Source organism: Streptomyces sp. AHU1, from assembly GCF_045343905.1.
GTDB classification, from domain to species: domain Bacteria; phylum Actinomycetota; class Actinomycetes; order Streptomycetales; family Streptomycetaceae; genus Streptomyces; species Streptomyces triticiradicis.
In genome coordinates this window covers 5,453,867-5,474,910 of the sequence record NZ_CP174283.1, presented here as the reverse complement: position 1 = coordinate 5,474,910, position 21,044 = coordinate 5,453,867, and the positions used below count along the sequence as shown (strand labels likewise).

The window sequence follows — 21,044 nt, the reverse complement described above, 5'->3', positions numbered from 1 at the left end:
GCCCCCGCCCGGGTCGGTCCAGGGCGGGGCCGGTACGGGTCATCAGTAGGGCGAACCGTCTCCCGGGGTGTCCGGGCCCCGGCCCTCCGTCCCGCCCTCCGTCCACGGCCCCGGCCCGTCGGGTTTCCCGGGCGTCTCCCCGTGCTCCGGACCGTTCCGGTGTTCCGGGTCGCCGGAGTTCCCCTCTTCTCCGGGGCCTCCCCGGTCCTCCCCGTCCTCCCGGTCCTCGGGCCCGGAAGGGGCGCCCGCCTTCCTCAGGGCCTCCCGGCGGGTCTCCATCGGCAGGTCCCCGTACCAGGCGCCCGCCGGGGCCTCCCCGGGCAGCAGGTCGTACGGCTCGAAGGGGTCGTAGGAGTCGTCGGGGTCGTAGGCCTCGTACGGGTCGAAGCTGTCGACGACGGACTCCAGCACCTCGGGACCGGTCCGGCCGGCGGCGGACCGCGTCCCCTGGAGCGGAACCGGCGTCGGCACCGGCGGCGAGGAGAAGCCCCCGCGCCACGGCGTCCGGGCGCGCGTCCGCAGCCACGGGGTCCACCCGGTTCCCCGCGCGCCCCGGCGGGCACCCGTGCTCCCGGCCGCCGCGCGCCCCCGGTCCCTCCACCCGGCCACGGCCACCGCGACGGGAATCCCGACGACCGCCGTCCACACCGCCGCCGCGGGCCCCACCTGCCACCACACCGGCCCGAAATGGGCCAGGGCGTGGACCCCCAGCGGCCCCCCGGCCAGCCCGGCGAGCACGCCGAGCGCGATGCCGCACCATCCGGCGGCGATCGAGACGACGAGCACCGTCCGCCCGAGCGGCCAGGGCTCCTCCCGGCCCGTGGTCGCCCGCGCGGCCCCCGCCCTCACCGCGAACCACGCCACCGCCACCCCGGCGGCCAGCGGCACCAGCCCGCTCAGCCAGGCCGACGGCTCTCCGGACCCGGCCCGCGGCAGCGCCGCGAGCAGCGGGAGCGCGGGGAGCGGATCGTCGGACGCGCGCGTCCCCGCGGCGGCCGCAGTCAGCGGACCGGCGACGTGCCCCGCGCTCAGGACGACACCGGGCCCCAGCCCGTACGCCGCCCCCCACACCGCCGCGTTCGGCACCAGCACCAGGCACAGCAGCAGTACGGCGAGCCGGCCCGACCACACCCCGGTGAGCTGGACGAACGAGGCGCGGGCCGCGTCCCCGTGCCACACGAGCGACGCCGTCACGAGCAGGGCCCCGCCCCCGACGAGGACCGCGGCCCCGGCCGCGGCGGCCCGCGCCGCACCGCCGAGCACCCGGTCGTCGGCGGCGACGAGACGGCGTACGGCGGAGACCGGCCCCCCTCCCGCGGGTGGGAGCGCCTTCACGGCCCGCTTCCCCCGCGGCAGCCTCGGCCCCCACGGGCGCCCGTACGCCGTCCAGACCCCCGCTCCCGCGGCGATCACCGCGAGGAGCGGGAGGCAGACCGCGGCCCAGGCCCAGGAGGGGCGCAGCGTCCCGCCCGAGGCGTACAGCGCGGCGGCCCAGCCGGCGAGGAGATAGCCGGCCACGACACCGGCCCACGCGGTGCGCGGCGACGCCCCCGACGTGACGTCGGCCGCCTCCCGCGCGGCCCGGTGCAGCAGCCACACCGGGAGGACGAGCAGGAGGAGCGGTGTCACGCCCACCGGCATCGGCAGGCCTGACAGGGTGTCGGTGCGGATCAGCTCCACGCCGTGGGCGAGCAGCCAGAGCGCGGCGGCGACGTGCAGCGCTCCGTCCGGTCCCGTGTCCGGGTACGGCGAACCGATCCACAGCGCCATGACGAGGACGGCGAACGAGGCGAGGCCGAGCCCCGCGGCGAGGGCGCCGCCCAGGAGGCTCGCGGCCAGTCCGGGGGATCGGCCGCGCATCCGGGTGAACAGGTGCGACAACGAGAGCCTGCGGTCGGTGATGTGGGTCACGACCCTCATGCTCCCAACGACACACGCTTTCCCGTCGTAACGGGCGAACCCCGGATGTGTCGCTCAATATGCAGTTATGTACTTTTTCGTACGAAAGGGCACTCTGTGGAACCCGACCTGACGCAGAGCCCCGCCGCCCCGCTGCCGACGCCCAAGGAGCGTCGGCGTCTGCGCGAGAACCGGTCGCTGACCCAGACCGACGTGGCCACCCGGCTCGGCGTCAGCCGCGCGACGGTGCGCTCGTGGGAGAGCGGCCGTTCGACCCCGCGCGGCCGAATGCGGGACGCGTACACGAGGCTGCTCATGACCGATCCGGCTCTCGCCCGGACGGAGATGAACACCCTTCAGGAGTACATCACCCCCGAGCTGGTGGGAGTGGGAGCGGGGACGGAGACAGGGACGGGGACGGGGACGGGAAAGAACCGTTCCGTCCGAGCCGGGGGGCGGCCCGGGCGGAACAGGGCCGGGGCACCTCCCGCCGAGGAGCGGCTGCTCGTCGGGGACGGGGACTCCGGCCTCCCGGAGCCACCGCTGACACCCGCTCAGGCCTTCGACGCGCTCTACGCGTTCTGCGCCCCCGCCCTCGTACGACAGGCCTATCTGCTGACCGGGCGGCGCGAACTGGCCCGCGAGTCCGTGGAACGGGCGTTCCAGCAGGCCTGGTACCGCTGGCCCGAGGTGGCCGTGGACCCCGACCCGGCCGGATGGGTGCGCGCGACGGCCTACGAGTACGCCCTCTCCCCCTGGCACCGGCTGCGCCCGCGTCACCGCCACCCGGAGGCACCGCCCTCCGGAGCCGACGACCGCGCCCTGCTCGACGCGCTCCTCGAACTGCCGCCCGTGTACCGGCGCACCCTGCTGCTGTACGACGGCGTGGGGCTCGGGCTGCCGGAGACCGCGGCGGAGACGGAGGCGAGCACGCCCGCGGCGGCCAACCGGGTGCTGCACGCGCGCGAGGCCCTCGTCGCACGGCTGCCGGAGCTCGCCTCGCCGGAGGACCTGCACCGGCGGCTCGCCGAACTCGCGAGCGCGGAGCGGCTGCGCGCGGCGAAGCCCCGCACGGTCCGCTGGTACGGCGAGCGCCGGGCCCAGCAGTGGACCCGGGCGGCGATCGCCTTCACGGCCCTGCTGATCGGGGTGACCGTCCTGACCATGGGCACGGCCCCGGACCACTACGAGGAGCCCCTCGCGCCCGCGGAGACCGTCCGCGGTCTGCCGCCCCGGGTCGCCCCCGGGCCGCTCTCCGCGGCGGAGCTGAGACTGCGCGCCCGGCTGAGGTCCCAGGAGATGAGGGGCCCGGAACGGCTGGTCCCGGAAGGCCGCTGACGCCGGAGAGCCGCTGCCGTCCGGACCAGGGAACCCGGAACTCCGGGAATCGGGAACTCCGGAGACATGGAACGCCGGTGGGCCCGCGCCCCCGAAAGGGTGCGGGCCCACCGGCGTTCGGTCGAGCGTCGGCTCAGCCGGCGAGGATCTCGCGCGCCAGCTTGGCCGTCTCGGTCGGCGTCTTGCCGACCTTGACGCCCGCGGCCTCGAGGGCCTCCTTCTTGGCGGCGGCCGTGCCGGAGGAGCCGGAGACGATGGCGCCGGCGTGGCCCATGGTCTTGCCCTCGGGCGCGGTGAAGCCGGCGACGTAGCCGACGACCGGCTTCGTCACGTTGGCCTTGATGAAGTCGGCCGCGCGCTCCTCGGCGTCGCCGCCGATCTCGCCGATCATGACGATCAGGTCGGTGTCGGGGTCGGCCTCGAACGCGGCGAGCGCGTCGATGTGCGTCGTGCCGATGACCGGGTCGCCACCGATGCCGACGGCGGACGAGAAGCCGATGTCACGGAGCTCGTACATCATCTGGTACGTCAGCGTGCCGGACTTCGAGACCAGGCCGATGCGGCCCGGCTTCGTGATGTCGCCCGGGATGATGCCGGCGTTGGACTGGCCCGGGGTGATGAGACCGGGGCAGTTCGGGCCGATGATGCGGGTCTTGTTGCCCTGCGCCACGGCGTACGCGTAGAACGCGGCCGAGTCGTGGACGGCGATGCCCTCGGTGATGACGACCGCGAGGGGGATCTCCGCGTCGATCGCCTCGACGACGGCGGCCTTGGCGAAGGCCGGCGGCACGAAGAGGACGGACACGTTGGCGCCGGTCTTCTCCATGGCCTCGGCGACCGTGCCGAAGACGGGGATCTCGGTGCCGTCGATGTCGACGGACGTGCCCGCCTTGCGCGGGTTCACGCCACCGACGATGTTCGTGCCGTCGGCCAGCATGAGCTTGGTGTGCTTCATGCCCGTGGCACCGGTCATGCCCTGGACGATGACCTTGCTGTCCTTGTTGAGGAAGATAGCCATGGCTGTTTAGTCCCTCGTCCCTTACTTCGCAGCCGCGAGCTCGGCGGCCTTGTCGGCCGCGCCGTCCATGGTGTCCACGCGCTGGACCAGCGGGTGGTTGGCGTCCGACAGGATCTGGCGACCCAGCTCGGCGTTGTTGCCGTCCAGACGCACGACCAGCGGCTTGGTGACTTCCTCGCCCTTGTCGGCGAGCAGCTGGAGCGCCTGGACGATGCCGTTGGCGACCTCGTCGCAGGCGGTGATGCCACCGAAGACGTTGACGAAGACGGACTTGACGTCCGGGTCGCCGAGGATGATCTCCAGGCCGTTCGCCATGACCGCGGCGGAGGCGCCGCCGCCGATGTCGAGGAAGTTGGCGGGCTTGACGCCACCGTGGTTCTCACCGGCGTAGGCGACGACGTCGAGGGTGCTCATGACGAGACCCGCGCCGTTGCCGATGATGCCGACCTCGCCGTCGAGCTTGACGTAGTTGAGGTTCTTGGCCTTGGCGGCGGCCTCGAGGGGGTTGGCGGCCGCGTGGTCGACGAGCTCCTCGTGGCCGGGCTGGCGGAACTCGGCGTTCTCGTCCAGCGACACCTTGCCGTCGAGGGCGATGACGGCGCCGGAGGCGACCTTCGCCAGCGGGTTGACCTCGACCAGGAGGGCGTCCTCCTTGATGAAGGTGTCCCACAGCGTCACCAGGATGTCGGCGATCTGGTCGGCGACCTCGGCCGGGAACTTCGCGGCCGCGACGATCTCGCGGGCCTTCTCCGGGGTGACACCCTCGTTGGCGTCGATCGGCGTCTTGGCGACGGCCTCGGGGCGGGTGGCCGCCACCTCCTCGATCTCCATGCCGCCCTCGACGGACGCGATGGAGAGGAAGGTGCGGTTGGTGCGGTCCAGGAGGAAGGAGACGTAGTACTCCTCCAGGATCTCCGGAGCGGTCTCGGCGATCATCACCTTGTGGACCGTGTGGCCCTTGATGTCCATGCCGAGGATGTCCGTCGCGCGGGCGACGGCCTCGTCCGGGGTGGCGGCGAGCTTGACACCGCCGGCCTTGCCGCGGCCACCGACCTTCACCTGGGCCTTGACGACGGACTTGCCGCCAAGACGCTCGGTCGCCTCGCGGGCCGCCTCAGGCGTGTCGATGACTTCACCGGCCAGCACCGGTACACCGTGCTTGGCGAAGAGGTCCCTCGCCTGGTACTCGAACAGGTCCACGCGCGTCCGTCCCTATCAGTGATCTCGCGGTTCGTTGGATGCGTGGGCGTGCCGCGAAGGGCAACGTGACGTCCGCTTGTCACAAGGGTGGCGCACACGGTGTCCGAGCGCGCGGCATGTCCGTCTCGCAGGTTATCGCCGTGGGGCACGGGACCCTAAATCGCAGCTCACACCACAGCGGTGATACCTGTCACAGAACGGGCCCCGGACCGGCCCTCACCAGGCCGGGGGTCGCCCCGTGAGGCCCCCTGAGCAGCCACTGAGGGCCCCGCACGGCCGGTCTCGCCCCCCGGCGGACCGGCCGGCGGGCGCGCGGAGGGCCGGTCGGGTGGATCCACCGGCTTTCGGCCGTCCGGGTTCCCGAACCGGACGAAACAGGTCATCAACAGTCGGTACGGGAGCCTTCATGATCAAAGCCGGAACGCTCACGCTCGGATCCGGAACGCTCACACCGTGTCCGGTACGGGGAGCGGGCGCTTCTCGATCGCCGCCGCCATCACCTCGGGAAACAGGTCGGGGGTGCAGGCGAACGCCGGCGCGCCGAGTGCCGCGAGCGCCGCCGCGTGCTCTCGGTCGTAGGCCGGCGCTCCCTCGTCGGACAGCGCGAGCAGCGCCACGAACTGCACCCCCGACGCCTTCATCGCCGCGACCCGCTTCAGCATCTCGTCGCGGATCCCCCCTTCGTAGAGGTCGCTGATGAGGACGACGACCGTGTCGGCCGGTCTGGTGATCTGGGACTGGCAGTAGGCGAGTGCCCGGTTGATGTCCGTGCCGCCGCCGAGCTGGGTGCCGAAGAGGACGTCGACCGGGTCGTCGAGCTGGTCGGTGAGGTCGACGACGGCCGTGTCGAAGACGACGAGCCGGGTGGCGATGGACCGCATCGACGCCAGCACGGCACCGAACACGGAGGCGTAGACGACCGAGGCCGCCATCGACCCCGACTGGTCGATGCAGAGGACGACCTCCTTCTTCACGGACTGCGAGGCACGCCCGTAGCCGATCAGCCGCTCGGGCACGACCGTGCGGTACTCGGGCAGGTAGTGCTTCAGGTTCGCCGCGATCGTGCGGTTCCAGTCGATGTCGTGGTGGCGGGGTCTGCTGATCCGGGCGCTGCGGTCGAGGGCGCCGGTGAGCGTGGCCCGGGTGCGCGTGGCGAGCTTCTTCTCCAGGTCCTCCACGACCTTGCGCACCACGGCCCGCGCGGTCTCCTTCGTCGTCTCCGGCATGGCCTTGTTGAGGGAGAGGAGAGTGCCCACCAGGTGCACGTCGGCCTCCACCGCCTCCAGCATCTCGGGCTCCAGGAGCAGGGCGGAGAGCCCGAGCCGGTCGATGGCGTCCCGTTGCATCACCTGGACGACGGAGGAGGGGAAGTAGGTCCGGATGTCGCCGAGCCAGCGCGCGACCGAGGGCGCCGACGCCCCGAGCCCCGCCGAGCGGTCCCGTCCCGGCCGTCCTCCGCTCCCCTTCCCGTAGAGCGCGCCCAGCGCCCCGTCCATGGCGGCGTCCCGGCCGGAGAGAACGCATCCGGTGCCGTCCGCCTCGTCGCCGCCGAGCACCAGCCGCCATCGCCGCAGCCGCTCGTCCCCGGCGCCCGTCGCCGTCTCGGTCATGGAGCCACCCTCGCAAGATCGTTTCTGGTGTCGGTGCCGATGTCGGTGCTGGTGCCGGCGGCGGTGCCCGTGTCGCCGCCGGCTCCGGCGTCCGCGCCGAGGCCGGTGCCCTCACCGGGATCGCCCAGCCCCAGGAGCAGGCTCAGCAACGGCAGGACGGCGTCGGCGCGCCCGGTGTCGAGGTCGGGGGCGAACCCGGGTATGCCCGAGCCGGAACCGGTGGCCTCGGCGTGGGCGCGCGGTGCCGGACCGCGCCGGACGAGTTCGCCCAGGGTCCTGCGCACCCCCGTCTCGTACGCCGAGAACGTCCGGCGCAGCAGCGGCAGCACATCGGTGAACGCGTCCGCCGACACCCCGGTCAGCCAGGTGTCCACCAGGGCGAGCAGCCGCTCGTCGTGCACGAGCAGCATGCCGCCGGAGCCGCCCCCGACGAACCCCTCGATCCACGCGGCCGCGTCCGCGGGCTCCGTCCCCGGTGACAGCACGAGACCCATGAGCCGCGCGGCCTCCTCCTGCGCCAGCTCCCCCTCGTCCAGGAGCAGGCGGACCGCCCGGCCCCTGACCACACCCGGCACGGTGTCCCGCGAGGCGAGCACCCCCAGCACCGAGTGCCAGCGGCCGCGGACACCGCCGGACCCGGCGTCCCCCGCGGTCGTCTCCCCCAGCAGTCCCACCGCCCCGTGCACGGCGTCGACGTGGCCGCGCATCTCCTCGGCGGCGTCGCCGTCGAGAGCCGCGCAGGCCGGGGGGAGGCCGACGAAGACGCGCTCGGCCAGGCCCGCCGCGACACCGGCGAGGGCACGGGTGTCCGTGCCGCGTACGTCCCCGTAGCGCAGGGAGCGGACGAGCGCGGGCAGGGCCTGCGCGAGGTGGCCCACGTCCGCGTCGAGGGCGGCGCGGTCGGCGAGCACCCGCATCACCACGGGCAGCGCGTCCGGCAGCCCGGCGAGCAGGCAGCGCTCGGCGAGGGCCGTGACCTCCGCGAGCGCGGGCGCGCCGACGGCGTCCGCCTCGGCCTTGGCCGTCGCGGCGGCCAGGACCGTCGTGCCCCAGACCCCGGCCTCGGCGACCCGCACCGAAAGCTCCGGCTCCCAGCGGAGCCGCCAGGTCTCGCGGAAGGTTCCCGTGCTGCCGCGGGACGCTGCGGGCTCGCCCCACGCGATGCCCAGGAGCCGCAACCGGTGCAACAGCGTGCTGCGCGCCGCGTCGGTCTCCTTGCGCAGGTCGAGCTCGATCTCCCGCTCCAGCGCCTCGGGCTTGAGCCTGAGCCGCCGCTGCGACTGCGTGAGGTCCCGCTGCAACGGCACGGCCGGAGCGGATTCCGGCACCTCCCCGAGCACCTCGCCGACCACGAGCCGGTCGTGCACCAGCGCCAGCGGGACGTCCGAGCCCTCGCACATGACGGCCCGGACGGCGTCGGTGGTCTCGCTCAGTCCCGGCAGCGGCCGGCCGCGCATCGCGGCGAGCGTGCCGGCCAGTCGCACGGCCTCGATGACGTGGGCCGAGGACACGCCCCGGTCCTCGTCGCGCAGCAGCCGGGCCACCTTGGTCAGCCACCGCTCGACCGGGCGGTCGGGGGCGCTGAACAGATGCCCGTACCAGCCCGGCGAGTCGATGCCCGCCCCGTACCCGCTGACCCGGGACAGCCTGCGGTGCGTCCAGGGCACCCAGGTCAGCTGGACCTTGGCCTTGGGCAGACCCTTGAGGAGTGCCCGGTCGGCGCCGACGGCGGCCCGCCGCCGCAGCGCGGGCACGTGCCAGGCCCCGCACACCACGGCCACGTCGTCCCCGAACTCCCGCTGCGCCGAACGGATCTGGAGCCGCATGTACGCCTCGCGCACCAGGTCCCGGTCGTGTCCTCCGACCCCGTACGCCTCGCGCAGCGACCCCATGGCCTCCTCCAGCACGGCGAACGGCGCGAACGGGTCGTGCGCCGCACCGGCCCGGTGCTCGACCACGTCCTCCCACCAGCGCTCCGGATCGTCGTGGCCGGCCGCCTCCGCGAGCACCGCGAGGGGGTCGATCCGTACGGCGGCCGCGTCCGGTTGCCCGGCGTCACCGGCGGGGCCGGGATCCCCCGCCGTGCCGGGGTCCTCGCCCGGCCCCGGGTCCTCGCCCGTGCCGGGGTCCGTCTCCCCCGTCCCCCGGGCCAGGGTGTGGGCCGCCGGAAGGTCGATGAAACGGGCCGCCACCCCGTGCTCCAGGGCCCACCGGATCGCCACCCACTCCGGCGAGAACTCGGCCAGCGGCCAGAAGGCCGAGTGACCGGGCTCGTCCGTGACATGGGCGAGCAGCGCCACGGGGGGCCGCATGTCCTTGTCGGCGGCCAGCGGGACGAGCGCGTCCGCCTCGGGCGGCCCCTCGATCAGCACGACCCGGGGAGCCGCCGCCTCCAGCGCCGCCCGCACGGCCCGCGCCGACCCGGGCCCGTGGTGCCGCACGCCGAGCAGCAACGGCCCCGGGCCCCGGCCCCCCGTCCCGCCCCTGGGCGCGGGCGGCCCGGCGCTCATGCGCTCACCTCGCGGCAGGCGCGGTAGAAGTCCTTCCAGCCGTCCCGCTCGCGGACGACCGCTTCCAGGTACTCCTGCCAGATGACGCGGTCGGCCGCCGGATCGCGCACGACGGCGCCGAGGATGCCCGCGGCGACGTCGCTCGCCCGCAGGACGCCGTCGCCGAAGTGGGCGGCCAGGGCGAGGCCGTTGGTGACGACGGAGATCGCCTCGGCCGTGGACAGCGTGCCGCTGGGCGACTTCAGCTTCGTCCGGCCGTCGGAGGTGATCCCGTCGCGCAGCTCCCGGAAGACGGTGACGACCCGGCGGATCTCGTCGACGCCGTCGGGCACGGAGGGCAGGTCGAGGGAGCGGCCGATCTGGTCGACCCGGCGCGAGACGATGTCGACCTCGGCGTCGGCGCTCTCCGGCAGCGGCAGCACCACCGTGTTGAAACGGCGGCGCAGGGCGCTGGAGAGTTCGTTGACCCCGCGGTCGCGGTCGTTGGCCGTGGCGATCAGGTTGAACCCGCGCACGGCCTGCACCTCCTGGCCCAGTTCCGGGATCGGCAGGGTCTTCTCGGAGAGGATCGTGATCAGGCTGTCCTGCACGTCGGCGGGCACGCGCGTGAGTTCCTCGACGCGGGCCGTCATGCCCTCGGCCATGGCCCGCATGACCGGGCTCGGCACGAGCGCGTCCCGGCTGGGCCCGTGCGCGAGCAGCTGCGCGTAGTTCCAGCCGTAGCGGATGGCCTCCTCCGGGGTGCCGGCCGTGCCCTGCACGAGCAGGGTCGAGTCGCCGCTGACCGCGGCCGCCAGGTGCTCGGACACCCAGGTCTTCGCGGTGCCGGGCACACCGAGCAGGAGCAGGGCCCGGTCGGTGGCGAGGGTGGTGACGGCGACCTCGACGATGCGGCGCGGCCCCACGTACTTGGGGGTGATCACGGTGCCGTCCGGCAGGGTGCCGCCCAGCAGATAGGTGGCCACGGCCCAGGGCGACAGCAGCCAGCGTTCCGGGCGGGGCCGGTCGTCCTGCGCGGCGAGGGCGGCGAGTTCGGCGGCGAAGGCGTGCTCGGCGTGCGGTCGCAGCGCCTCGCCCGGCCGGCTCTCTCCCCTCTCTCCCGCGGGTGTGTCAACGGACGTCGGTTCAACGGACACGGACATGCCTCGGTCCCCCTCCAGCTCGGCCGGTTCGGATCTGTCCCCACCGTGCACCACACCACTGACAACGCACTCTGACCTGTGCAAACGCACTCGCGAAGCTTGATTGTCAGTGGCGCGTCCTACCTTCGACCGCATGACACAGCAGGCGGTGCGCTGGACGGCGGATCAGGTGCTGGCACTGGCGCCTGACGCCGCGTCACGCAAGGCGGGGAGCAAGCTCGGCGCGGCCGGACCGTGGTCGGAGGCGGGCAGTACCGAGGAGGGGACGGTATGGGGTCTGTGCAGGGGAAGCGGCAGCAAGCCGTATCAGACGGTCGTCGACGTCGCGGACTCGGCGGGTCCCGCTTACAAGTGCAGTTGCCCGAGCCGGAAGTTCCCGTGCAAGCACGCGCTGGGACTGCTGCTGCTCTGGGCGGGCGCGGACGGAGCGGTGCCGTCCGGGCAGGCGCCGGACTGGGCCGCCCAGTGGCTGGAGGGGCGGCGCAGGCGCGCGGAGGGCAGGAGCGCGGCGGGCGGGGGATCTGGAGCCGCCTCTCCGGGTGATCCCGAGGCGGCGCGGCGCAGGGCCGAGCGGCGGGCCGAGCGCATCACCGCGGGGGCGGCCGAGCTGGAGCAGCGGCTCGCGGACCTGCTGCGCGGCGGCCTCGCCTCCGCCGAGCGGGCGGGCTACGGACTGTGGGAGGAGACGGCGGCCCGGATGGTCGACGCGCAGGCGCCCGGTCTGGCGGCGCGCGTGCGGGAGCTGGGGGCGATCCCGTCGTCGGGCCCGGGCTGGCCCGTGCGACTGCTGGAGGAGTGCGCGCTGCTGCACCTCCTCGACCAGGGCTGGCTGCGGCGCGAGCGGCTGCCGGACGACCTGGCCGCGACGGTCCGTTCCCGCGTCGGGCTGCCCGGCTCCGCGGACGGCCCGCCGGTGCGTGACCACTGGCTGGTCCTCGCACAGTACGACACGGCGGACGCCCGGCTCACGACCCGCAGGATCTGGCTGTACGGCGCCGGGTCCGGACGCACGGCCCTGCTCCTCTCCTACGGAGCGGCGGGCCGGGCCCCCGAGCTGGCGCTTCCGGTGGGGCTGGCCTTCGAGGCGGAGCTGTCCGCGTACCCGGGCGCCGGCCAGTTGCGGGCGGCGCTGGGCGAGCGGTTCACTCCCGCGGCACCCGCGGCGATACGGCCGAAGGGGCTGACCACGTCCCAGGCCGCCGCCCGTTACGGAGAGGCCCTGCTCGCCGACCCCTGGCTGGACTCCTGCCCGGTCACCCTGGAGCGGGTCGTCCCGACCCCGGACGGTGATTCCTGGCAACTCGCGGACGCCGAGGGCGAGTCGGCCCTTCCCCTCACCCCTTCGGCCCGGTCCCGCCCCGAGCTGTGGCGCCTGATCGCCCTGTCCGGCGGCGCCCCGGTCACGGTCTTCGGCGAGTGCGGCCACCGCGGCTTCACTCCCCTGACGGCGTGGCCGCAGGGCGAGGGTGAGGCGGTACCGCTGTGCTGACCTCCGCCGCCGCCCCCGTCACCCCCGGCGCCCCGGGCGGCGGCCCGGCGGCCGGCCGCCGCTGATGCCCCGTACGGAAAGGACGCTCATGAACACGACCCCGGCTCCGGCGGGTGCTCCCGCCGGCGGTTCCTGGGAGGAACTCGTCACCGTGGCGCTGCTCGGCACGGAGCGGCGCACGCTCCAGGGACAGCACCCCGGGCGAGAGGCTCCCGTGGCCCTGCTGGACGCGGCGGCCGTGGAGACCGTGCGGCGGCGGGCCGGAGTGCGGCCGGCGCGGGCGGCGGCCCGTCCGGAGCCCGCGGCACCGGATCCGCGGCCCGCGCTGCCGCCCGCCGCGGCCCGGCGGCTGGCCACGCTGCTGGCGGACCGCCCCGGCGCGGGCGGCGGAGGTCGCAGGGGCACGGCGCCCGACCTCATGGAGCTGCTGCCCCAGTGGCTGGCCCTGGCGAACACGCGCGGATTCGCCGCACCCCCACAGGTACTTCCGGCGCTCCTCGACGCGGCCCGGGCGCGCACGGACCTGCGGCCCGCGGCGCTGGCCTTCGCCGGGCCGCGGGCGCTGTGGCTGGCCCGGCTGAACCCGGAGTGGCGGTTCGCGCTGCGCTCCTCGTCGGGCGGAGCCACCAAGCTGCCGGAGGAGCCCGGCCGGATACGACAGCTCTGGCAGGAAGGCCTGTTCGCGGAGCGGGTCGCGCTCCTGTCGGCGGTGCGGGCCGAGGATCCGTCCGCCGGGCGCGAGTTGCTCGTCGCAACCTGGGCGACGGAGCGGGCCGAGGACCGGCTGATGTTCCTCGACTCGCTGCGGTCCGGACTGTGCGCCGAGGACGAGGAGTTCCTCGAACGGGCCCTGGCCGACCGCAGCCGCAACGTACGGGCGACGGCTGCCGAGCTGCTGTCCGCCCTGCCGGGGTCCGCGCTCGCCGCGAGGATGGCGGCCAGGGCGGTCTCGTGCGTGGCCGTCGACCACACCCGGGGGACGCCGGTGGTCACGGTCGAGGCGCCGCACGAGTGCGACGCGGCGATGGAGCGGGACGGGGTGGTGCCCAAACCCCCGGCCGGCCGGGGTGAGCGGTCCTGGTGGCTGGGCCAGCTGGTCGAGGCGGCACCGCTCGCGACCTGGCGGGAGCGGCTCGGCGGGCGGTCGCCGGAGGAGGTGGTGGCCCTGCCCGTGGCGGACGGCTGGCAGGCGGAACTGCACGCGGCGTGGTGCCGGGCGGCGGTGCGGCAGCGCGATCCCGGGTGGTCGAGGGCGCTCCTCGGGGCGCCCTCCGCTCCGGAGGCCGGGGGGCCGGGGGCGGTGTCGCTCGCCGAGCGGGCCAAGCTGCTCGCCACCCTGGGCGCCGGGGAGCGGGCCGAGTGGGTGGCCGGGTTCATCGGTACGCACGGGCTGTCCGAGGCGTTCCAGCTGCTCGGGGTGTGCGCGGTGCCCTGGGCGGGCGGCCTCGGGCGGGCGGTGGTCGACGCGCTCGACATCGCGCGGGACGCGGGGAGCTATCCGTGGAGCTTCAGCGGGGTGATGGGGCTGGCCGAGCGCTGCCTCGACCCCGCGGAGGCGGGGCGGCTCGAAGGCCTCACCTCGGTCCCCGACGAGTCGGAGCGCGCGGCACCCGGGGCCGGCGACTACTGGGCCGAGGCCTTCCAGCGGCTCGTGACGACCCTGCGGCTGAGAGCGGCCATGTCCGCCGAGCTCACGGCGCCCTGACCGGCCCATGTCACCGTCGGCCGGACGGACGGCATCCGGACCGGGCCGGACCGGGTTCCGCCCCGGCCTGCCCCACGCCCTGTTCCCCGCCCCGCCCCCGGACGCACCGGAGAACGCGAAGAACCCGGACGGGCCCGGAGGACCGGGGAGCCGCACGAACCCGGAGAGCCGGGGAACCGGAGAGCCGGGGAACCGGAGAGCCGCGCGAGCCGGAGAACCGCGCGAGCCGGAGAACCCGCGTGCCCGGAGGCCCCGTACGCCCAAAAAATCTGGCGAGGCCCGACATCTCCAGCGCCGGACCACTCCGGCGCCGGAGGTGCCGGAGCTCACCGGTGTACGCGCGGGCAGCGCGGACCCCGGCGGTCACGCGGGCCGGCGCAGGCTCAGGCGCCGGCAGCGGTCATCCGGGGTGGCGCAGGCGCCCGGTCACGCGCCGGCCGGCTGCCTGACGTTCGCCCGTACCCACTCCACGATGGACACCGTCGTCGCGCCCGGGGTGAAGATCTCCGCGACGCCCTTCTCCTTGAGGGGGGCGATGTCCGCCTCGGGGATGATGCCGCCGCCGAAGACCTTGATGTCCTCGGCCTCGCGCTCCTTGAGGAGTGCGATGACGGCCGCGAAGAGCGTGTTGTGGGCACCGGACAGGATGGACAGGCCGATCGCGTCGGCGTCCTCCTGGATCGCGGTGTCGACGATCTGCTCGGGGGTCTGATGAAGCCCGGTGTAGATGACCTCCATACCGGCGTCGCGCAGCGCCCGCGCGATCACCTTGGCCCCACGATCGTGGCCGTCGAGCCCCGGCTTTGCCACCACCACGCGGATCGGACCGGCTGCCACACCCATCACTGCCTCCATGAACGAACTACTTCAACCTGCAACCGACGAAAACTGCCGCCATACGCCTGCGACGGCCACCGCGGACGACGGCCGACGACCGATCGATCGTTCACCGACAGATCAGCACTGGATACCCATTGTCACCAACGGGCGTCCATCGACCGTGCCGACTACTGACCATCGACACATATCGCTCAGTTTTCCGCTCGCCGCACCGGATCACCGATCGCACCAAGCGGCACAGGCGTCCCGGGCCCTCTCGACCCGGGAAGTGAACGAACGTTATCGCCAGCATCCCGCAACCGGCAGTTTCGCGGTGGAGACCGAGGGGGAAATCACACACTGGGACAAGTTCGCCGCGCACGGTTCCGTACCGCGGCACTGGCGCCGCAGGGACCTGCGGCGTACGGGCCACGGCCGGAGCGGGCGCAAGAAGAGCCGCGACCAGGTGGCCGCACCACCGCGTCGTCAGCGGGACGGCGTGGTGCTGGGGCACATCGGCGAAGGCACGACAGCGGGGAGCGAGGCCGGGCAGGAGAACCACGGGAGAAGCGGGACGACTCCACGCCACGACACGACGCCGGCGCAGCCAGCACGGCGGACCGTCGGGGAGCCGGGGTCGGCGTCGTATCTCCGCGCCTTTCGGCCGAGCACTCCACAGCGTCACCGGTATCGCACGCCGTGGACGCGCCGTCGGCCGCCGCCGTAGCCGACCTCGCGGCTTTCCACTAGGGCACACGGGGGACGGAGTGGTCCTCCCGCGTGCCGACTGGAGGTCGGCCATGAAGGTCACCGAGGCTGCGTCGCCCTTTCTGCCGCTGTGCCAGCGCCTGTTTCCGACGAAACTGGCGGGTCTCTCGATGGCCCTGCTGAAGGCGACGGCCCTGGAACTGGCGATCCTCGCCGGGCACCTCCTCCTCTATCCCTCCGGCATCACCCAGGAGCGTCGCACCGGACACCCGCTCCCCCCGCCCGACGTCGCCGCCAAGCTGCCCACCGAGGCCAAGCCCCCGGTCGTCCTGCTGCACGGCTTCATCGACAACCGCTCCGTCTTCCTCCTGCTGCGCCGCAACCTCGCCCAGCACGGCAGGCAGCACATCGAGTCCCTCAACTACTCGCCGCTGACGTGCGACATCCGTACGGCGGCGGAGCTGCTGGGCCGGCACGTCGAGGAGATCTGCGAGCGCACGGGCCACGAGCGGGTGGACATCGTCGGACACAGCCTCGGCGGGCTGATCGCGCGCTACTACGTGCAGTGCCTCGGCGGCGACAGCCACGTCCGCACGCTCGTCACGCTCGGCACCCCGCACTCGGGCACCCGCGTCGCGCCCTTGATGAACGCGCACCCGATCGTGCGCCAGATGCGCCCCGGCTCCGCGGTGATCGAGGAACTGACCGGTCCCGCTCCGGGCTGCCGTACGCAGTTCGTCAGCTTCTGGAGCGACCTCGACCACCTGATGGACCCGCTGGAGACGGCCTGCGTCGAGCATCCCGACCTGCTCGCCCAGAACGTCCGCGTGAGCGGCGTCGGCCATCTCGCGCTGCCCGTGCACCCGGCCGTCGCGACCGGGATCCGGCAGGCGCTCGACATCGAGGTGTCGGGGCCCCGCGCCGTGAGCCGGACCGGTGGCGGCCTCACCGTGGCATGAGGACGGCACGGAGTCGCTCCGGAAGGGGTCCGAGGGCCGCCCGAGGACCCCTTCCACACCTCCAAGATTTCGAACGCTTATCGAACGCCAGGCCAAAGCCTTTCCCGTCCTCCCCCGAAACACGGCCGAATGCCCGTTTCCAGCGAGGGGGAAACCTGCCGAAGATTGTCGCGCCCGCATACCGCCGGGTACAGTCGCCGCACTGCTCTGCCAGCCCCTGTTGTCGAGGCGAAAGAGAAGTTGGTGAACGACCGTCACCCGTCGGGGATCGTGACCCCCCCGGCTCCGGCTTCCGACGCCGCCTCGGCGCTCTACGGCGCGCAAGAAGCCCAGTACGGCGACTTCACCGCGTACGGCGACTACTCCGCCACGGCCTTCGACCAGGGCGCGAACACCGCCGCCACAGGCACCTGGTCCGGCGCGGGCTTCACCGGTGACCCGCTCTTCGGCACCCTGCCGGACGGGACCGGCACCGGCTCGTACGACGCCACGCAGTGGAACGCCGGGGGCCAGCAGCCGAGTTACGACCCGTACGCGGGGCAGCACACCGGCTACGACACCGGCGCCCACGACGCGACGGCCTGGACGAACGGCTACCAGCAGCTCGCCGACATCCCCGCGCAGTACCCGGGCCCCGACGCCTCGGGCCAGTGGGACGCGAACGCCTGGGTCCAGCCCGAGCAGCCGCTCGACGGGACCCAGCAGTGGACCGTGCCGACGCAGGGGACGGGCGCGTACGACGCCACGCAGTGGAACAGCGCCTCGGGCCAGGACGCGTACCAGGCGTACGAACACCCGGCGACCGAGGCGTACGAGCACCCGGCGACCGAGGTGTACGAGCAGCCGCGGACGGAGTCCGAGCCGTACGCCCACGAGCTCACGCAGCTCGACATGACGTACGAGGGACCGTCCGATCCGACGGACCCGGTCCCCTTCGACCAGCAGGCGACCGCGACCTTCGACCAGGCGGTTCACGACCGGCCCGCCCCGGACGAGGACGAGTTCGGCGCGGACGGGGACCTCGCGGACGCGGACGGCTCCGACGACGCCTACGACCCGTACGCCGAGGGGCACGAGAGGCCGCTGCTCGACGGCGTGGAAGAGGTCACGCCGGTCCGGCGTCCCGCGTCGCGGACCGCTTCCCGGTCCCGGCGCCGCAGTCCCGCGAAACGTTCCGCTCTGCTGACCGTCGCGGTGCCCTCGGCCTGCGTGATGGGGGTCGCGGGGATCGCCGCCGCCTCCGTGGGCGGCGTCGGCGGACTCGGCGGACTCGGCGGGAACGACTCGAAGGACACGACGGCCAGCGCCTCCGAAGCGACCGCGGTGAAGCCGTCGGCCGCCAACCTCAAGCTGGACACCCAGCTCCAGAGCCTCTCCGCGGGCGCGGACGACTTCGCCGACCGGGCGAGCCGGACCCAGGAACGCATCGACCTCAAGGCCCAGCAGGCGACGGAGAAGAAGAAGGCGGCGGAGGCGGCGGCCCGCAAGGAGCGGCTGCGCCCGAAGTTCTTCGTTCCCGTGGCACAGCAGGGCCTCAGCGCCTACTTCGGCCAGGCCGGCGTCAACTGGATGTCCGTGCACACGGGTATCGACTTCCCCGTCTCCTACGGGACACCGGTGATGGCCGCGACCGACGGGACCGTCCGGACGCAGTGGAACAGCGCGTACGGCAACATGATGATCGTGACCGCGATGGACGGTACCGAGACGTGGTACTGCCACCTCTCCACGTACAAGGTCCCCTCCGGCACCACCGTCAAGGCCGGTGACCAGATCGCCTTCTCCGGGAACTCCGGCAACTCGACCGGCCCGCACCTGCACTTCGAGGTCCGCCCGGCCGGCGGTTCGGCGATCGACCCCCTGCCGTGGCTGCGCAGCCACGGCCTGGACCCCACGTAGGACCCCGGGCCCCCCGGCCGTCTGCCTCCGGACGGCCGGGAACCCGCGAACGGTCCCGCGGGACTACAGCTTCTCCACCGGCGCGTACCGCAGCAGCAGCCGCTTCGGCTTGGGCTCCCCGAAGTCGACCGTCGCCTCCGCGTTCGCGCCCGTCCCCTTCACCCCGACGACGGTGCCGAGGCCGAACTGGTCGTGCGTGACCCGGTCCCCGACGGCCAGCGAGACCACCGGCTTCTCGCCGGCGCCGCGGCGGGTGGCGAACCCGGAGGCACCCGAGGCCGCGGACCGCGAACGCGTGGACGAGAGGGAGGCCGCGACACCGGAGACGGGACCCGCCGGCCGGGACGCCGTCGCCCCCGTGCGCTTCCAGTCCAGATGGGCCGCCGGGATCTCCTCCAGGAAGCGGGAGGGCGGGTTGTACGAGGGCTGTCCCCAGGCGCTGCGCATCGAGGACCGGGTGAGGTAGAGCCGCTCACGCGCGCGCGTGATGCCGACGTACGCCAGGCGCCGCTCCTCCTCCAGCTCCTTGACCTGCCCGAGCGCGCGCATGTGCGGGAAGACGCCGTCCTCCATGCCGGTCAGGAAGACCACGGGGAACTCGAGGCCCTTGGCGGTGTGCAGGGTCATCAGGGTGATGACGCCGTTGCCGTCCTCCTCGTCCGGGATCTGGTCCGAGTCGGCGACGAGCGCGACCCGCTCCAGGAACGCGGCGAGCCCGGGCGGGGTCTCGCCCTCACCGGTCTCCTGCTCGAACTCCAGGGCCACGGCGGCGAGTTCCTGGAGGTTCTCGATCCGGGTCTCGTCCTGCGGGTCGGTCGACGCCTGCAACTCGGCGAGATAGCCGGTGCGTTCGAGGACGGCTTCCAGGATGGTGGCCGGGCCCGCGCCGGACTCGACGATCGTACGGAGGTCCTCCATCAGCGTGTTGAACCGCTTGACCGCGTTGGTGGAGCGCGCGGCCATGCCGTAGGCCTCGTCCACGCGGCGCAGCGCCTGCGGGAAGCTGATCCTCTCGCGCTGCGCCAGGGCGTCGATCATCGCCTCGGCGCGTTCGCCGATGCCGCGCTTGGGCACGTTCAGGATGCGGCGCATCGGGACCGAGTCCTCGGGGTTGGACAGCACCCTGAGGTACGCCAGGACGTCCCGGACCTCCTTGCGCTCGTAGAAGCGGACACCGCCGACGACCTTGTAGGGCAGGCCGACGCGGATGAAGACCTCTTCGAAGACACGGGACTGGGCGTTCGTGCGGTAGAAGACCGCGACGTCGCCGGCCCTGGCCTCGCCCGCGTCGGTGAGGCGGTCTATCTCGTCGGCGACGAACTGGGCCTCGTCGTGCTCGGTGTCCGCGACGTAGCCCGTGATGTTCGAGCCCGCGCCCGCGTTGGTCCACAGGTTCTTGGGGCGGCGGGACTCGTTGCGCTCGATGACCGCGTTGGCGGCGGACAGGATCGTCTGGGTGGAGCGGTAGTTCTGCTCCAGGAGGATCGTCGTCGCGTCCGGGTAGTCCTCCTCGAACTGGAGGATGTTGCGGATGGTCGCGCCGCGGAAGGCGTAGATCGACTGGTCCGCGTCACCCACGACGCACAGCTCCGCCGGATCCGGGCCGTACTCACCGGACGGTCCGCCCGCGGGGGGCTCGGAGGTTCCCACGAGTTCCCGGACGAGCGCGTACTGCGCGTGGTTGGTGTCCTGGTACTCGTCGACCAGGACGTGCCGGAAGCGGCGGCGGTAGTGCTCGGCGACGTCCGGGAAGGCGCGCAGCAGATTGACCGTGGTCATGATCAGGTCGTCGAAGTCGAGCGCGTTGGCCTCGCGCAGCCTCGACTGGTACATCGCGTACGCCTGGGCGAGGGTCTTCTCGAACCCGTCGGCGGCCCGGGCGGCGAAGTCCTCCTCGTCGATCAGCTCGTTCTTCAGGTTCGAGATCTTGGCGCTGAACGACTTCGGCGGGAACCGCTTGGGGTCCAGATCGAGATCACGGCAGACGAGCGCCATCAGACGCTTGGAGTCGGCGGCGTCGTAGATCGAGAACGACGAGGTGAAGCCGAGCGTCTTGCTCTCGCGGCGCAGGATGCGGACGCAGGCGCTGTGGAAGGTCATCACCCACATCGCGTTGGCGCGCGGGCCCACGAGCGCCTCGACGCGCTCCTTCATCTCACCGGCGGCCTTGTTGGTGAAGGTGATCGCCAGGATCTGGCCGGGGTGGACGCCGCGCTCGCCGAGCAGGTGCGCGATGCGGTGGGTGAGCACGCGCGTCTTGCCGGAGCCGGCACCGGCCACGATGAGCAGCGGGGAGCCGGAGTGCACCACGGCCGCGCGCTGGTTCTCGTTCAGCCCGTCCAGCAGGGCCGCCGGGTCCACGGCGGGCCTGGGCGCGCCGTCGCGGTAGTACCCTCCCCCACTCTCGGCTTCGCTCGAGCGGGGGAACCCCCATCGGTCCGGCGGCACGTCGAACTTCCCGCCGAACAGATCGTCCGGAACCGGCTCCGGTACGTGATCGTCCTCGGGCGGCGGCGGGGGTTCGTCCTCGTGGGCCGCGGAGGGCTGGAGGGCCGCCAGGAAGCTGTCGTCAAAGAGGCTGCTCATCGCTCTCCGAGTCTAGGCCGCCCCACCGACAGCCCGCCGCCGCCTCGGGAACTCGACCGGAAGTGTGACAAGGGTCCCGGGGACCGGCCCCGAACCGGCACCCCTCCGACCGCGACACCTCACACCCCGCAACCGAGTGGCCCCGGAAGGTCACCCAGGGAA

The 21,044-nt window shown here is 73.5% G+C and carries 13 protein-coding genes; 5 read left to right on the top strand and 8 right to left on the bottom strand.

Features of this window, described 5'->3' with window-relative positions; translation table 11 throughout:
- Positions 1-42: 42 nt before the first annotated feature.
- On the bottom strand, positions 43-1,920 hold the full coding sequence (locus ACICHK_RS24485) for a DUF6350 family protein (RefSeq protein WP_406838564.1): 1,878 nt from the start codon (positions 1,918-1,920) through the stop codon (positions 43-45).
- A 108-nt stretch (positions 1,921-2,028) separates the two neighbouring features.
- Between ACICHK_RS24485 and ACICHK_RS24480 the strand changes: the two genes are divergently transcribed.
- Complete coding sequence (locus tag ACICHK_RS24480) at positions 2,029-3,237, top strand: sigma factor-like helix-turn-helix DNA-binding protein (RefSeq protein ID WP_406841303.1); 1,209 nt, start codon at positions 2,029-2,031, stop codon at positions 3,235-3,237.
- Positions 3,238-3,370: 133 nt separating this feature from the next.
- On the opposite strand, the gene sucD is transcribed toward ACICHK_RS24480, so the two are convergent.
- From sucD to ACICHK_RS24455, 5 genes are all read right to left on the bottom strand, one after another.
- Positions 3,371-4,255 carry a succinate--CoA ligase subunit alpha gene (sucD, locus tag ACICHK_RS24475; protein WP_103552813.1) on the bottom strand — a complete coding sequence of 295 codons (885 nt, stop codon included), beginning with the start codon at positions 4,253-4,255 and terminating at the stop codon, positions 3,371-3,373.
- A gap of 21 nt (positions 4,256-4,276) precedes the next feature.
- Complete coding sequence (gene sucC / locus ACICHK_RS24470) at positions 4,277-5,455, bottom strand: ADP-forming succinate--CoA ligase subunit beta (protein ID WP_406838563.1); 1,179 nt, start codon at positions 5,453-5,455, stop codon at positions 4,277-4,279.
- A gap of 446 nt (positions 5,456-5,901) precedes the next feature.
- Positions 5,902-7,065, bottom strand: a complete 1,164-nt coding sequence (locus tag ACICHK_RS24465; protein WP_406838562.1) for a VWA domain-containing protein — start codon at positions 7,063-7,065, stop codon at positions 5,902-5,904.
- Entirely contained in the window at positions 7,062-9,575 is a 2,514-nt protein-coding gene (locus ACICHK_RS24460) for a DUF5682 family protein (protein WP_406838561.1), read from the bottom strand. Before ACICHK_RS24460 ends, ACICHK_RS24465 begins: the two co-directional genes overlap by 4 nt.
- Positions 9,572-10,717 (bottom strand): AAA family ATPase, encoded by a 1,146-nt coding sequence (locus ACICHK_RS24455; protein ID WP_103552816.1) that lies wholly within the window; start codon positions 10,715-10,717, stop codon positions 9,572-9,574. The genes ACICHK_RS24460 and ACICHK_RS24455 overlap by 4 nt, the downstream gene beginning before the upstream one ends.
- Positions 10,718-10,850: 133 nt before the next feature.
- Between ACICHK_RS24455 and ACICHK_RS24450 the strand changes: the two genes are divergently transcribed.
- Positions 10,851-12,206: an SWIM zinc finger family protein gene (locus ACICHK_RS24450; protein WP_406838560.1), complete on the top strand. Its 1,356-nt coding sequence runs from the start codon at positions 10,851-10,853 to the stop codon at positions 12,204-12,206.
- 88 nt (positions 12,207-12,294) lie between these two features.
- Positions 12,295-13,911 carry a DUF5691 domain-containing protein gene (locus ACICHK_RS24445; protein WP_406838559.1) on the top strand — a complete coding sequence of 539 codons (1,617 nt, stop codon included), beginning with the start codon at positions 12,295-12,297 and terminating at the stop codon, positions 13,909-13,911.
- A 426-nt stretch (positions 13,912-14,337) separates the two neighbouring features.
- Here ACICHK_RS24445 and ACICHK_RS24440 read toward each other — a convergent pair whose 3' ends face one another.
- Positions 14,338-14,754: a cobalamin B12-binding domain-containing protein gene (locus tag ACICHK_RS24440; protein ID WP_151469153.1), complete on the bottom strand. Its 417-nt coding sequence runs from the start codon at positions 14,752-14,754 to the stop codon at positions 14,338-14,340.
- A 776-nt stretch (positions 14,755-15,530) separates the two neighbouring features.
- On the opposite strand from ACICHK_RS24440, the gene ACICHK_RS24435 reads away from it, so the two are divergent.
- Both ACICHK_RS24435 and ACICHK_RS24430 read left to right on the top strand, forming a co-directional pair.
- Positions 15,531-16,397, top strand: coding sequence for an esterase/lipase family protein (locus ACICHK_RS24435; protein WP_406838558.1), 867 nt, complete (start codon positions 15,531-15,533; stop codon positions 16,395-16,397).
- A gap of 129 nt (positions 16,398-16,526) precedes the next feature.
- Entirely contained in the window at positions 16,527-18,296 is a 1,770-nt protein-coding gene (locus ACICHK_RS24430; protein WP_406838557.1) for a peptidoglycan DD-metalloendopeptidase family protein, read from the top strand.
- Between the two features lie 63 nt (positions 18,297-18,359).
- Here the strand turns inward: ACICHK_RS24430 and pcrA are convergent, their stop codons facing one another.
- Positions 18,360-20,882, bottom strand: coding sequence for a DNA helicase PcrA (pcrA, locus tag ACICHK_RS24425; protein ID WP_406838556.1), 2,523 nt, complete (start codon positions 20,880-20,882; stop codon positions 18,360-18,362).
- Positions 20,883-21,044: the final 162 nt, after the last annotated feature.

Bases quoted from the DNA above. Each gene is read 5' to 3' on its own strand.
- ACICHK_RS24455 (WP_103552816.1), bottom strand. From the start codon at position 10,717: ATGTCCGTGTCCGTTGAACCGACGTCCGTTGACACACCCGCGGGAGAG.
- ACICHK_RS24445 (WP_406838559.1), top strand. From the start codon at position 12,295: ATGAACACGACCCCGGCTCCGGCGGGTGCTCCCGCCGGCGGTTCCTGG.
- ACICHK_RS24450 (WP_406838560.1), top strand. From the start codon at position 10,851: ATGACACAGCAGGCGGTGCGCTGGACGGCGGATCAGGTGCTGGCACTG.
- pcrA (WP_406838556.1), bottom strand. From the start codon at position 20,882: ATGAGCAGCCTCTTTGACGACAGCTTCCTGGCGGCCCTCCAGCCCTCC.
- ACICHK_RS24485 (WP_406838564.1), bottom strand. From the start codon at position 1,920: ATGAGGGTCGTGACCCACATCACCGACCGCAGGCTCTCGTTGTCGCAC.
- sucD (WP_103552813.1), bottom strand. From the start codon at position 4,255: ATGGCTATCTTCCTCAACAAGGACAGCAAGGTCATCGTCCAGGGCATG.
- ACICHK_RS24430 (WP_406838557.1), top strand. From the start codon at position 16,527: ATGCCCGTTTCCAGCGAGGGGGAAACCTGCCGAAGATTGTCGCGCCCG.
- ACICHK_RS24435 (WP_406838558.1), top strand. From the start codon at position 15,531: ATGAAGGTCACCGAGGCTGCGTCGCCCTTTCTGCCGCTGTGCCAGCGC.
- ACICHK_RS24440 (WP_151469153.1), bottom strand. From the start codon at position 14,754: ATGGGTGTGGCAGCCGGTCCGATCCGCGTGGTGGTGGCAAAGCCGGGG.
- ACICHK_RS24460 (WP_406838561.1), bottom strand. From the start codon at position 9,575: ATGAGCGCCGGGCCGCCCGCGCCCAGGGGCGGGACGGGGGGCCGGGGC.
- ACICHK_RS24465 (WP_406838562.1), bottom strand. From the start codon at position 7,065: ATGACCGAGACGGCGACGGGCGCCGGGGACGAGCGGCTGCGGCGATGG.